This window comes from Amycolatopsis rhizosphaerae (assembly GCF_007713715.1).
Classification (GTDB): domain Bacteria; phylum Actinomycetota; class Actinomycetes; order Mycobacteriales; family Pseudonocardiaceae; genus Amycolatopsis_E; species Amycolatopsis_E rhizosphaerae.
This window is the reverse complement of record NZ_VJWX01000207.1, coordinates 1-12,072: the sequence shown is the minus strand read 5'-3', so window position 1 is coordinate 12,072 and position 12,072 is coordinate 1. Positions and strand designations below refer to the sequence as shown.

The following is a 12,072-nucleotide window of genomic DNA, read 5'->3' as shown; positions in this document are numbered from 1 at the left end:
GTGCGGGGATCGCGTATTCTGGTCGGCGGTTCTACCGAAGACCGCTGGTTTTCCGCAAGCCCCGAGGCGAGCGGAACGAAGGTCCCGCCATGGCGGGCGGCCCGCGCAGGAGGAACGAGGCCGAGCAGCCTTTGTTGTGTGCTCTTTGACGCCCCGCGCCTGCTGCGCCGGGGCGTTTGTCGTTTCGGCGCCTTCACCTCCGGTGGTCACCAGCCAAGAGAGGAGGCGAGGAATGGCGAAGCCCGACAAGGTGTCAGCTGTCGCCGAGATCGCGGACCGGTTCCGCAACAGCTCGGCCACCGTGGTCACCCAGTACAACGGCCTCTCCGTGTCCCAGCTGAGCCAGCTGCGCCGCGCTCTCGGCACCAGTGCCAAGTACCGGGTCGCGAAGAACACCCTCGTCAAGCGTGCCGCGCAGGACGTCGGTCTCGAGGGTATCGACGCGCTGTTCGTCGGCCCGACCGCCATCGCCTTCGTCGAGGGTGAGCCGGTCGACGCCGCCAAGGCGCTTCGTGACTTCGCGAAGGACAACCAGGCCCTTGTGATCAAGGGCGGCTACATGGACGGCCGCCCGCTCACGGTCGACGAGATCAACCGCATCGCCGATCTCGACAGCCGTGAGGTCCTGCTCGCCAAGGCCGCGGGCGCGTTCAAGGCGAAGCTGTCCCAGGCCGCCGCGCTGTTCCAGGCGCCGGCTGCCCAGGTCGCCCGTCTGGCCGCCGCGCTGCACGACAAGCAGAGCGAAGGATCCGAGGCCTCCGGCGAAGAAGCACCTGCCGAGAGCTGACCTACCCCACCCCCGAACCGCTACATCAGAAAGGACGCCATCATGGCGAAGCTGAGCACCGACGAACTGCTCGACGCTTTCAAGGAGCTGACCCTGCTCGAGCTCTCGGACTTCGTGAAGAAGTTCGAGGAGACCTTCGACGTCACCGCGGCCGCCCCGGTCGCCGTCGCGGCCGCCGCCCCGGGTGCCGGTGCGGCCGCCGAGGCCGAGCCGGAGCAGGACGAGTTCGACGTCGTCCTCGAGGGTGCCGGTGACAAGAAGATCCAGGTCATCAAGGTCGTTCGCGAGATCGTCTCCGGCCTGGGCCTGAAGGAGGCCAAGGAGCTCGTCGAGAGCGCTCCGAAGGCCCTGCTCGAGAAGGTCGACAAGGAAGCCGCCGAGGCTGCCAAGGAGAAGCTCGAGGCCGCCGGCGCCAAGATCAGCATCAAGTGACACGGTAATTTCCGGAATCCGGAAGTTGCGGGCGGGCACCCCGAAGGGGGTGCCCGCCTTTTTTGTTCACCTGGATTGTGGATTGCGAAACTCATGAGTAACCTCCACCGCACTTTGGTCGTTGGTTCACCTGATGTGGGTGCGCTCACCATGCGCGACCTGTCTAAGGTGTGTGAGCCGTCACCATGGGAGCTCCGGGAGGTGCGATGGGTGCCGAGGTGGTCATCGAAGGGCTGACGAAGTCGTTCGGCCGGCAGACCATTTGGCGTGACGTGACACTCACCCTGCCTCCGGGCGAGGTGTCCGTGATGCTCGGTCCATCGGGAACGGGCAAGTCCGTGTTCCTGAAGTCGATGATCGGGCTGTTGAAGCCGGATCGCGGCAAGTGCGTCGTCAACGGTGTCGACATCGTGCGGTGCAGTGAGCACAAGCTGTACGAGACCCGCAAGCTGTTCGGGGTGCTGTTCCAGGACGGCGCGCTGTTCGGCTCGATGAACCTCTACGACAACGTGGCCTTCCCCTTGCGGGAGCACACGAAGAAGTCCGAGACCGAGATCCGGCGGATCGTGCTGGAAAAGCTCGATATGACCGGTCTGGCCGGTGCGGAGAAGAAGCTCCCCGGCGAGATCTCCGGTGGTATGCGCAAGCGGGCCGGGCTGGCCCGTGCGCTGGTGCTGGACCCGGAGATCATCCTGGTGGACGAGCCGGACTCGGGTCTGGACCCGGTCCGCACCACCTACATTTCGCAACTGTTCCTCGACGTGAACGCGCAGAGCGACGCGACGTTCCTGATCGTGACGCACAACATCAACTTGGCGCGCACGGTGCCGGACAACCTTGGCATGCTCTTCCGTAAGGAACTGGTCATGTTCGGCCCGCGCGAGGTGCTGCTGACCAGCGAGGAGCCGGTGGTCAAGCAGTTCCTCAACGGCCGCATGGACGGGCCGATCGGCATGTCCGAGGAGAAGGACCAGGCCACCATGGCCGCGGAGAAGGCCATGTTCGAGGCGGGCCACCACGCCGGTGGGGTCGAAGAGGTCGTCGGTATCCCGCCGCAGATGCAGCCGACCCCCGGCGTGCCCACCCGCCAGGGCGCGATCCGCCGCAAGGACCGCGTCATGCAGATCCTGCACACGCTTCCGCCCGCCGCCCAGGAGGGCATCATCGAGTCCCTCACCCCGGCCGAACAGGCCCGGTACGGGATCCGCCCGCGCCACACCGTCCAAACCGGACCGGGGCAGGGACAGCACCAGGGGCAGCTGCCGACCGACCGGATAGCGCAGATACCCGACGCCGCGTGGCCCTCGAGAGAAGACGACACCCACCGGATGCGGAACCAGGGGCAGGGCAAGGCATGAGCTCAACGGCCTCTCCGGCCAAGATTCCCGGCATGGGAATGCTGAGGGAGACCGGGAAGTTGTTCGCCCTCGGGCTGGACATCATTCGCGGGATCTTCCAGCGGCCCTTCCAGTTGCGGGAATTCATCCAGCAGTCCTGGTTCATCGCCAGTGTCACGATCCTGCCCACGGCGCTGGTGGCCATTCCGTTCGGTGCGGTGATCTCGCTGCAGTTCGGTTCGCTGGCCCGCCAGCTCGGGGCCCAGTCCTACACCGGTGCCGGCAGCGTGCTCGCCACCGTGCAGCAGGCCAGCCCGCTGGTGACCGCGCTGCTCGTCGCGGGTGCCGGCGGTAGCGCGATCTGTGCCGACATCGGCGCGCGCACGATCCGTGAAGAGATCGACGCGATGGAGGTGCTCGGCGTTTCGGCCGTGCAACGGCTGATCGTGCCGAGGACACTGGCCTCGATGCTGGTCGCGCTCCTGCTCAACGGCATGGTCAGCGTGATCGGCGTGCTCGGCGGCTACTTCTTCAACGTGGTACTCCAGGGCGGTACCCCCGGTGCCTATCTGGCGAGTTTCTCCGCGCTGGCGCAGCTTCCCGACCTGTGGGTGGGCGAGATCAAGGCGCTGATCTTCGGTTTCATCGCCGCCGTGGTCGCCGCCTATCGCGGGCTGAACCCGGCCGGTGGCCCGAAGGGGGTGGGCGACGCGGTGAACCAGTCGGTGGTCATCACGTTCCTGCTCCTGTTCGTGGTGAACTTCGTGATCACCCTGGTCTATCTCCAGATCGTGCCCGGAAAGTTGAGCTGAAATGGCGACGTTCGGCCAGAGCGCGAAACGGATCGCGAATCGGCCCCTCGAAGTGCTGGACACCTTCGGTGACCAGATGTCGTTCTACGCCAGGGCACTGGCCTGGACACCGCGGGCGCTTCGCCGCTACACCAAGGAAACGCTGCGCCTGCTGGCGGAGGTCAGCTTCGGTTCGGGTTCGCTCGCGGTGATCGGCGGAACGGTCGGCGTGATGGTCGGCCTGACCCTGTTCACCGGTGTCCTGGTGGGTCTGCAGGGCTATTCGGCGCTGAACTCGATCGGTACCTCGGCGTTCACCGGTTTCCTGACGGCCTTCTTCAACACGCGGGAGATCGCGCCGCTGGTGGCCGGTCTCGCGCTGTCGGCGACGGTGGGCGCGGGCTTCACCGCCCAGCTGGGCGCGATGCGGATCTCCGAGGAGATCGACGCGCTCGAAGTGATGGGTGTGCCGAGCCTGCCCTACCTGGTGACGACCCGGATCATCGCCGGGTTCGTCGCGGTGATCCCGCTGTACGTCATCGGGCTGCTCTCGTCGTACCTGGCCTCGCGGCTGGTGGTCATCTACCTCTACGGCCAGTCGGCGGGTACCTATGACCACTACTTCGACCTGTTCCTGCCACCCCAGGACGTGTTCTATTCGTTCATCAAGGTGCTGATCTTCAGTGTGGTGATCATTTTGACGCACTGCTACTTCGGTTACCGGGCCTCGGGCGGTCCGGCCGGCGTGGGTGTCGCGGTGGGCCGCGCGGTGCGGCTGAGCATCGTGAGTATCTCGATCATCAATTTCTTCATCGGCTTCGCGATCTGGGGCACCGCGACCACGGTGAGGATCGCCGGATGAGCGGGGCGGTGTCCACACTGCGGCGCAGGCTGCTCGGCCTGCTGCTGATCGCCGTCCTGGTCGGCGGGGTGACGCTGAGTATCGCGCTTTACAACCAGGCGTTCTCCAGCTACGTCGAGGTGAAGCTCGAAGCCGGTGAGGTCGGCAACCAGTTGTCGCCGCAGTCCGACGTGAAGGTGCGCGGGCTGATCGTCGGCTCGGTGAAGTCGATCTCGGCCACGCAGCGGGGCGCGGAGCTGACCCTGGCGCTGGACCCGGAATCGGCGAAGCTGATCCCGTCGAACGTTTCGGCGCGGTTCATCCCGAAGACGCTGTTCGGCGAGCGCTACGTCTCACTGGAGATCCCGGACAGCCCGGCGCCGAAAACGCTGCGGGCGGGCGACGTGATCCCGGAGGACCGCAGCTCCACCGCCGTGCAGTTGTCGAAGGCGCTGGACGACCTGCTTCCGGTGCTGCAGGCCGTGCAGCCGCAGAAGCTGTCCGCCACGCTCACCGCGATCTCGACCGCTCTGCAGGGCCGGGGCGAGACGCTCGGGCAGACCCTGTCGGAGCTGGGGACCTATTTGGACGGTCTCAACCCGCATCTGCCCGAGTTGCAGCACAATCTTCGCGCACTGGCCAAGTTCTCCGACAACCTGAGCGCTTCCGCGCCGGACCTGGTGCAGGCGCTGGACAACTTCTCGGTCACCAGTAAGACGATCGTGGCCGAGCGGCAGAACCTGCAGGCGCTCTACGCCGATGTGACGAACGCGTCGCAGGACGTGGAATCCTTCCTGCGAGCCAATGCCTCGAACCTGATCAGCCTTTCGGCGAGCTCGCGGCCGACGGCGGAACTTGTCGCGAAGTACTCGCCGGAGTACCCGTGCGTGTTCGGGCAGATGGCCGATCTGGTGCCGGTGATCAACAAGGTGATGGGCGTCGGTACGAAGCAGCCCGGTCTGCACGCGAAGCTCGAGATCGTGGTGAACCGCGGCGCCTACAAGGCGGGCCGGGACGAACCGCGGTTCGAGGACAAGCGCGGCCCGCGGTGCTACCAGGTCAAGGACTACCCGCAGCCCTTCCCGCAGTACCCGCCGGACGGCCCGATCAAGGACGGCTCGACGCCGACGCCGGGGTCCCGGGCCGTCAGCGACGGCCTGGTGCCGGCGAACACCGCGGCGACCGCCGGTGGTTACAACGGTGGCGGGTCGACCGCGGGCAATCCGGCGAACACCCCGGCGGAGGCGGATTTCCTGGCGCAACTGGTCGGACCGCAGGTCGGGATCGCGCCGGCGGACATGCCGGGCTGGAGCGGGCTGCTCGTCGGCCCGCTGTACCGGGGCGCGGAGGTGACGATCCAGTGAAGGGACTGTTCGGACCACTGATCAAGCTGCTCGTCTTCATGGTGGTCACCGTGCTGTTCACCGCGATACTCGGGGTGAGCATCGCGAACGTGAACACCGGCAGCACCAACGGCTACAGCGCCCGGTTCACGGACGCGACCCTGGTGCTGGCGGGTGACGACGTCCGAATCGCGGGTGTGAAGGTCGGTCAGGTGACCGACGTGAAGATCGTCGACCGCAGGCAGGCGCAGATCGACTTCGAGGTGGACTCCGGCCGCACGCTGCCGTCGAACATCACCGTCCAGATCAAGTACCGCAACCTCGTCGGCCAGCGGTACCTCTCGATCGAACAGGGCAGCGGTACTTCGGCGCAGCCGCTCAGGCCGGGGGCGACGATCCCGATCGAGCAGACCAAACCGGCGCTGGATCTGGACGAGTTGTTCAACGGGTTCAAACCGCTGTTCACCGCGCTCCAGCCGGACGACGTGAACAAGCTGTCCTACGAGATCATCCAGGTGATGCAGGGTGAGGGCGGCACGATCGACAGCCTGCTCGCCCACACCGCGTCGCTGACCAGCACCATCGCGCAGAAGGACCAGGTCATCGGCGAGGTGATCACGAACCTGAACAGCGTGCTGGACACGGTCAACGCGCACACCCCGCAGCTGTCGGACCTGATCGTCCGGCTCCAGCAACTGGTGTCCGGGCTCGCCCAGGACCGCAAGCCGATCGGGGACGCCATCGACGCACTCGGCGGGCTGGCGAAGACGACCAGCGGCCTGCTGGACAAGGCGCGGGATCCGCTCAAGAACGACATCGCCGCGCTCGGGCTGCTGAGCAACAACCTCAACGACAGCCAGTCGTTGGTGGAACACTTCATCCAGTTCCTGCCGGAGAAGGTGACGAGGCTGGCGCGCACCGCGGACTACGGCTCGTGGTTCAACTTCTACCTCTGTTCGGCCAGCGGTAGCGTCGCGCTGCCGCCGGTGCTCAACGAGCCGATCAACCTGCCCATCCTGCCCGCGACAAGGGAACGGTGTGGCGCATGAGGAGTTTCCAGTCCCGCAACCCGGTTCCCATCGCGGTGGCCGGCCTGATCGTGATGGTGCTGGGCTTCGTGGTGGCGCTCAACGCGGACAGCCTGCCGATCATCGGGGCGGGCACCACCTACAGCGCCGAGTTCACCGAGGCGGCGGGACTCAAGCCCGACGACGAAGTGCGGGTCGCCGGGGTGAAGGTCGGCAAGGTGACCGACGTGGCGCTCGACGGTGCCCAGGTGAAGGTGTCGTTCAAGGTCAAGAACGCCTGGCTCGGCGACCGGACCAACGCGATCATCAAGATCAAGACCCTGCTCGGGCAGAAGTACCTGGCGCTGGACCCGATGGGGGAGAAGACGCTCGACCCGGGCACCCCCATCCCGAAGGAACGGACGCTCGCGCCCTACGACGTGCTGGACGCGTTCCGGGACCTGTCCACGACGGTGAACCAGGTCGACACGCAGCAGCTGGCGAAGAGCTTCGACACGTTGTCGCAGACCCTGTCCGGCACACCGAACGAGGTGAAGGGTGCGCTGTCGGGTCTGTCGAAACTGTCGGACACCATCGCCAAGCGCGACGACCAGCTGTCGCACCTGCTGTCGAACACCAAGCAGATCAGCCAGACGCTCGCCGATCGTGACGCCGAACTGACGAAGCTGATGGCCGACGGCAACCAGCTGCTCGACGAGATTTCCCGGCGCGAGACGGCGATCTCGACGCTGCTCACGGGTTCACAGCAGCTCGCCACCCAGCTGCAGGGGCTGATCAAGGACAACGACGCGCAGCTGACGCCGGTGCTGAAGTCGCTGAACCAGCTCACCGGGATGCTGCAGCGCAACCAGGATTCGCTGGCCGAGGGCATCAAGCGGTACGCGCCGTACATCCGGCTGCTGTCCAACTCGGTCGGCAACGGGCACTGGTTCGACAACTACATCTGCGGCCTGATCCTGCCTTCGGTGGGTCCGCTCAACGAAGAGGGGTGTAACCAGAAATGAGTGACACCCGGCTCGGCCAGAAGCTGGCGCGCGGCGTCGCCGTGGCGTGCGTGCTCGGGCTCGTCGTCGCGGGCGCCCTGTGGTGGACCCTCAAGGACGCCGGCAAGAAGCACCTGACGGCCTACTTCTCCAGTGCGGTCGGCCTCTATGTGGGCAACAGCGTGCGCGTGCTCGGGGTGGAGATGGGCACGATCACCGCGGTGCAGCCGATGGGCAACCAGGTGAAGGTCGACATGACCTACGACCGGTCGGTGGCGATCCCGGCCGACGCGCAGGCCGCGGTCGTCGCCCCGTCGCTGGTCAGCGACCGGTATGTGCAACTGGCTCCGGCCTACACCGGCGGCAAGATCATCAACGATGGCGCGACGATCCCGCTGAGCCGCACCGCGGTGCCGGTCGAGGTGGACGATCTGTACGCCAGCCTGAACAAGATCACCCAGTCGCTCGGGCCCAACGGCGTCAACAAGAACGGCTCGCTATCGAACCTGCTCACCACGCTGGCGGACAACTTCGACGGCAACGGGCAAGCGCTGCACGACACGATCACCAAGCTGAGCCAGGCGTCCAGCACGCTGGCGGGCAATCGGAACGACCTCTTCGCGACCATCCAGAACCTGGCCGACTTCTCGACCGCACTGGCCAACAGCGACAAGCAGGTCCGCGCGTTCGAGAACAACCTCGCCGATGTCAGCGGCTACCTGGCGGGGGAGAAGGACAACCTCGCCGCGACGGTGCGTCAGCTCGGCACGACGCTGGCCATGGTGCAGGACTTCATCGACAAGCACCACGATGCGCTGCGGTCCAATGTGGACAACCTGGCCAGTGTGACGAAGGTGCTGGTGGACCAGCGCAGCGCGCTCGCCGAGATCCTCGACGTCGCACCGGTCGGTCTGGGCAACCTGGTGGAGGCCTACAACGGGTCCTCGGGCACCCTGGACGCCCGGCCCAACATCAACGAGCTCACCCAGCCGCCGCTGGTGATGGTCTGCCAGCTGCTCAAACAGGTCAACCAGCTCAAGGCGGTGGGCACCCTGTGCAATTCGGTGGCGACCATCCTGGACGGTACGGTGCGGCTGCCTTCGGTGGCGCAGACGATCAACGCGCTGCAGCACGGTCAACTGCCGCCGCTGCCCCTGCCGTTCGTCGACATCTACGGGACGGGGGCGTCGAAGTGAAGCGCCTCGCGCTGGCCGCCACCGGAGTGGCCACCACACTGCTGCTGACCGGGTGCGGGTTCGGCGGGATCTACACCGTGCCGCTGCCCGGTGGCGCGGATCTCGGCAGCCACCCGTACACGGTCAAGGCCCAGTTCCGGGACGTGCTCGACCTGGTGCCCCGCTCGGGCGTGAAGGTCAACGAGGTCCCGGTGGGCCGGGTCGAATCGGTTTCGCTCAGCCAGGACGGCTGGCACGCCGAGGTGACCATGGAGATCAACGGGGACGTCAAGCTCCCCGCGAACGCGCTGGCCAACATCCGCCAGTCGAGCCTGCTGGGCGAGAAGTACGTCGAACTGGCCTCGCCCGGGCAGGACCTGGCCCAGGGCAAGCTGGCCGACGGCGCCGAGATCCCGTTGGCCCGCACCAGCCGGAGCGTGGACGTGGAAGAGGTGCTCGGTGCGCTGTCCATGCTCCTCAACGGCGGCGGCGTCGAGCAGATCAACACCATCGCCAAGGAACTCAACGCGGCGACCTCCGGTCGCGAGACCGACATCCGGAAACTGCTCGACAACGCCAACGAACTGGTGTCCACACTGGACAAACAGTCCGGGGACATCACTCGTGCGCTGGACGGGCTGAACCGGCTCGCCACCACTCTGAACAACCAGAAGGACCAGATCGCCGGCGCCATCGACGGCCTCGGTCCTGGCCTCGCCGTGCTCGAACAGCAGCGTGGCCAGTTGGTGACGATGCTGCAGGCGATGCGCAACCTGTCGGGGGTCACCGTCGACACCATCCAGAAGAGCCAGGCCGACCTGGTGGCCGACCTCCGCGCGCTGCTGCCCACCCTGCAGAAGCTCGGCCAGGCCGGTGCGAACCTGCCCAAGTCGCTGGAGCTGCTGCTCACCTACCCGTTCTCCGACGGGGCGACGGCAGGCGCCAAGGGCGACTACTTCAACCTCTACGCGGACATCGACCTGAACCTGAAGGACATCATCGACAACCTCGGCCGTAGCAGGCAGAACGCGCTGTCGGGGGTGCTGCCCGACAACGTGACGGGCGGCATAACCGGCGGGTCCACCGACGCGAGCACCACACCACCGCTGCCGCTGGGCACCGGCCAGAAGACGCAGTCGAAGACGACCACGGGCGGCACGGGGGGCGGGCTGCCGCAGCAGCAGCCCGGGCTCGGCGGCCTGCTCGGCCTGCTGACCGGAGGTGCCTGATGCTCGTCCGCAGGACCAAGATCCAGCTCATCGCGTTCCTGGTGATCTCGGTGGTCTTCATCGTGTACGCGCTGATCCGCTTCGCCGGGCTCGGGCAGGTGTTCGGCCAGAGCGGCTACACGGTCAAGCTCCAGCTCAACGAGTCCGGCGGCATCTTCACCGGGGCCGAGGTCACCTACCGCGGCTACAACATCGGCAAGGTCGGACCGCTGCGGCTCACCGCCAAGGGGCTGGAAGCCGAGCTGGACATCGACCCGAAGGCCCCGGCCGTCCCGGAGAACCTGCGAGTGGTCATCGCCGACCGCTCCGCCGTCGGCGAGCAGTACGTCGACCTGCGGCCGGCCGCCGAGGGCGCGCCGTTCCTGCACGGCGGTTCGGTGATCACCGCGGACAGGGCGACCACGCCGATCAGCACCGAACAGGTCATCGGCGATCTGGACGGGCTGGCCAACTCGGTGCCCACCGACGCGCTGCGCACCGTGGTGGACGAGTCGTACCGGGCATTCAATGGCACCGGCGACGATCTGCAGGTCCTGCTGGACACCATGCGGGACTTCACCAAGACCGCCCAGCAGTACCTGCCGCAGACCGTGCGGCTGCTCGACTCGGGCGGCAAGGTGCTGGACACCCAGAACGCCGAGGCCTCCTCGATGGCCGAGTTCAGCAGGAACCTGAACCAGCTGTCGGCGACGCTGAAGAACTCCGACGGCGACATCCGGAAACTGATCGACGTGACCCCCGGCGCGGCCCAGTCGATCAACAAGCTGATCACCGACGTCGGTCCCGGTCTCGGCGAACTGGTCGCCAACCTGCTCACCACCTCGAACCTGCTGCTCACCCGGCAGGCCGGGATCGAGCAGGTGCTGGTCAGCTACCCGGTGCTGGCGGTCGGGGCGAACAGCGTGGCGCCGGGCGACGGCATGGCCCACCTCGGGCTGGCACTGAACCTGTTCGACCCCCCGCCCTGCACCAAGGGGTACAAGGACGCCGGCCAGTACCGCACCGGAGCGGACCTGGCCGAACGGCAGCCGGACTGGAACGCCTACTGTGCCGAACCGGCGGGCAGTCCGATCGACGTCCGCGGGGCCCAGAACGCGCCGTACAACGGCGTGCCGGTGGCCCCGAACCAGCAGCAGGTGAACGCCAACGCCGGACGGGAGCAGCAGGCGCTGGCCGAGATGCGCGGTACCCCGGGTGTCGTCGGCTCGCCGGCGGTCTCGCTCAACAGCCTGGCCGCCCTGCTCGGGCTGCCGGGCTGACCGTGGGGCCGTCGGGGGTCCTGACGAGGACGAAACAGACGTCTCCTTACTGTGGAAAGGCGGTGCGGCACGTGAGCGCGAGGCACATCCCCTGGCGGGCGGCCCGTCCGTCCGTGTCCGTGTTCTCCCCGAAGCTTGGAGTGCTATGAGTTCCGAGAGTTCCGACGAGGCCCGCGAAGAGACCCCGGCCGTCGAGACTCCCGAGACCACTCAGGTCACCGGGCTCGACGCGGAAGCGGTGGAGAAGGACCAGGACGAGGCCAACCCGCGGGAAGCGGACGAGGCAGATCCGGGGGAGCCCGACGAGGACCTGCTCGAGGAGCGTTCCGAGGAGGATCCCCGCCTCGGCCGGTTCCTGCTGCTGGGCTCGGCGGGACTGGCGGCGGCCGCCTTGATCGTCGCCGCGGTGTTCGGCATCCAGTGGTGGGTGGCCTCCAGCGACGACAACCTGCCGCTCGCACAGGCCAGGGACGAGGTCGTTCATGATGCGGGCATCGCGGTCAGGGCCTACACCGAACTGGACTACAGCAACCTCGACGCCTTCTTCCAGAAGCAGCTCGACGTCTCCGCGCCCGAGATGCAGAACCAGATCAAGAACATCGAGCAGACCTACCGGCAGGCGATGACCGACGCCAAGACCAAGGTCACCACGACGGTGCAGGAGATCGGGGTGGAGGAGCTCAACGAGCACGAGGGCAAGGCCAGCCTGCTGGCGGCCATCAGCACGCTCGTGACGAAGGACGGGCAGCCGCAGGTGGCCAAGCCGCTGCGGCTGGAGGTCCAGATGACCAGGGTCGGGCAGGACTGGAAGGTGTCCTCGATCGGCTCGGTGCCGGTGGTGACCGGCGGTCAGTGACCGCCAGGTTC

Annotated in this window: 12 protein-coding genes; all 12 read left to right on the top strand. The window is 66.9% G+C overall.

The features are described from left to right. The first annotated feature begins 232 nt into the window (after nt 1–232). The 12 genes from rplJ (at nt 233) to FNH05_RS20315 (ending at nt 12,061) form a co-directional block, all read left to right on the top strand. Entirely contained in the window at nt 233–787 is a 555-nt protein-coding gene (rplJ, locus tag FNH05_RS20370) for a 50S ribosomal protein L10 (protein ID WP_144590302.1), read from the top strand. Nucleotides 788–829: 42 nt separating this feature from the next. Further along, entirely contained in the window at nt 830–1,219 is a 390-nt protein-coding gene (gene rplL / locus FNH05_RS20365) for a 50S ribosomal protein L7/L12 (RefSeq protein WP_144590301.1), read from the top strand. A gap of 206 nt (nt 1,220–1,425) precedes the next feature. Further along, on the top strand, nt 1,426–2,577 hold the full coding sequence (locus FNH05_RS20360) for an ABC transporter ATP-binding protein (RefSeq protein ID WP_144590305.1): 1,152 nt from the start codon (nt 1,426–1,428) through the stop codon (nt 2,575–2,577). Further along, entirely contained in the window at nt 2,574–3,368 is a 795-nt protein-coding gene (locus tag FNH05_RS20355) for an MlaE family ABC transporter permease (RefSeq protein ID WP_186382646.1), read from the top strand. Before FNH05_RS20360 ends, FNH05_RS20355 begins: the two co-directional genes overlap by 4 nt. Before the next feature lies 1 nt (nt 3,369). Further along, complete coding sequence (locus FNH05_RS20350) at nt 3,370–4,209, top strand: MlaE family ABC transporter permease (RefSeq protein WP_144590300.1); 840 nt, start codon at nt 3,370–3,372, stop codon at nt 4,207–4,209. Continuing rightward, nucleotides 4,206–5,552, top strand: coding sequence for an MCE family protein (locus FNH05_RS20345; protein ID WP_144590299.1), 1,347 nt, complete (start codon nt 4,206–4,208; stop codon nt 5,550–5,552). Before FNH05_RS20350 ends, FNH05_RS20345 begins: the two co-directional genes overlap by 4 nt. Further along, nucleotides 5,549–6,580: an MCE family protein gene (locus FNH05_RS20340; RefSeq protein ID WP_144590298.1), complete on the top strand. Its 1,032-nt coding sequence runs from the start codon at nt 5,549–5,551 to the stop codon at nt 6,578–6,580. The genes FNH05_RS20345 and FNH05_RS20340 overlap by 4 nt, the downstream gene beginning before the upstream one ends. Then, complete coding sequence (locus FNH05_RS20335) at nt 6,577–7,563, top strand: MCE family protein (protein WP_144590297.1); 987 nt, start codon at nt 6,577–6,579, stop codon at nt 7,561–7,563. The genes FNH05_RS20340 and FNH05_RS20335 overlap by 4 nt, the downstream gene beginning before the upstream one ends. Next, nucleotides 7,560–8,738: an MCE family protein gene (locus FNH05_RS20330; protein WP_144590296.1), complete on the top strand. Its 1,179-nt coding sequence runs from the start codon at nt 7,560–7,562 to the stop codon at nt 8,736–8,738. Before FNH05_RS20335 ends, FNH05_RS20330 begins: the two co-directional genes overlap by 4 nt. Beyond that, nucleotides 8,735–9,946 carry an MCE family protein gene (locus FNH05_RS20325; RefSeq protein ID WP_144590295.1) on the top strand — a complete coding sequence of 404 codons (1,212 nt, stop codon included), beginning with the start codon at nt 8,735–8,737 and terminating at the stop codon, nt 9,944–9,946. The genes FNH05_RS20330 and FNH05_RS20325 overlap by 4 nt, the downstream gene beginning before the upstream one ends. Further along, complete coding sequence (locus tag FNH05_RS20320) at nt 9,946–11,205, top strand: MlaD family protein (protein WP_144590294.1); 1,260 nt, start codon at nt 9,946–9,948, stop codon at nt 11,203–11,205. The genes FNH05_RS20325 and FNH05_RS20320 overlap by 1 nt, the downstream gene beginning before the upstream one ends. A gap of 145 nt (nt 11,206–11,350) precedes the next feature. Continuing rightward, nucleotides 11,351–12,061: a hypothetical protein gene (locus tag FNH05_RS20315; protein ID WP_246127853.1), complete on the top strand. Its 711-nt coding sequence runs from the start codon at nt 11,351–11,353 to the stop codon at nt 12,059–12,061. The last annotated feature ends 11 nt before the right edge of the window (nt 12,062–12,072 follow it).

Bases quoted from the DNA above. Each gene is read 5' to 3' on its own strand.
- rplJ (WP_144590302.1), top strand. From the start codon at position 233: ATGGCGAAGCCCGACAAGGTGTCAGCTGTCGCCGAGATCGCGGACCGG.
- FNH05_RS20355 (WP_186382646.1), top strand. From the start codon at position 2,574: ATGAGCTCAACGGCCTCTCCGGCCAAGATTCCCGGCATGGGAATGCTG.
- rplL (WP_144590301.1), top strand. From the start codon at position 830: ATGGCGAAGCTGAGCACCGACGAACTGCTCGACGCTTTCAAGGAGCTG.
- FNH05_RS20350 (WP_144590300.1), top strand. From the start codon at position 3,370: ATGGCGACGTTCGGCCAGAGCGCGAAACGGATCGCGAATCGGCCCCTC.
- FNH05_RS20315 (WP_246127853.1), top strand. From the start codon at position 11,351: ATGAGTTCCGAGAGTTCCGACGAGGCCCGCGAAGAGACCCCGGCCGTC.
- FNH05_RS20330 (WP_144590296.1), top strand. From the start codon at position 7,560: ATGAGTGACACCCGGCTCGGCCAGAAGCTGGCGCGCGGCGTCGCCGTG.
- FNH05_RS20320 (WP_144590294.1), top strand. From the start codon at position 9,946: ATGCTCGTCCGCAGGACCAAGATCCAGCTCATCGCGTTCCTGGTGATC.
- FNH05_RS20335 (WP_144590297.1), top strand. From the start codon at position 6,577: ATGAGGAGTTTCCAGTCCCGCAACCCGGTTCCCATCGCGGTGGCCGGC.
- FNH05_RS20360 (WP_144590305.1), top strand. From the start codon at position 1,426: ATGGGTGCCGAGGTGGTCATCGAAGGGCTGACGAAGTCGTTCGGCCGG.
- FNH05_RS20345 (WP_144590299.1), top strand. From the start codon at position 4,206: ATGAGCGGGGCGGTGTCCACACTGCGGCGCAGGCTGCTCGGCCTGCTG.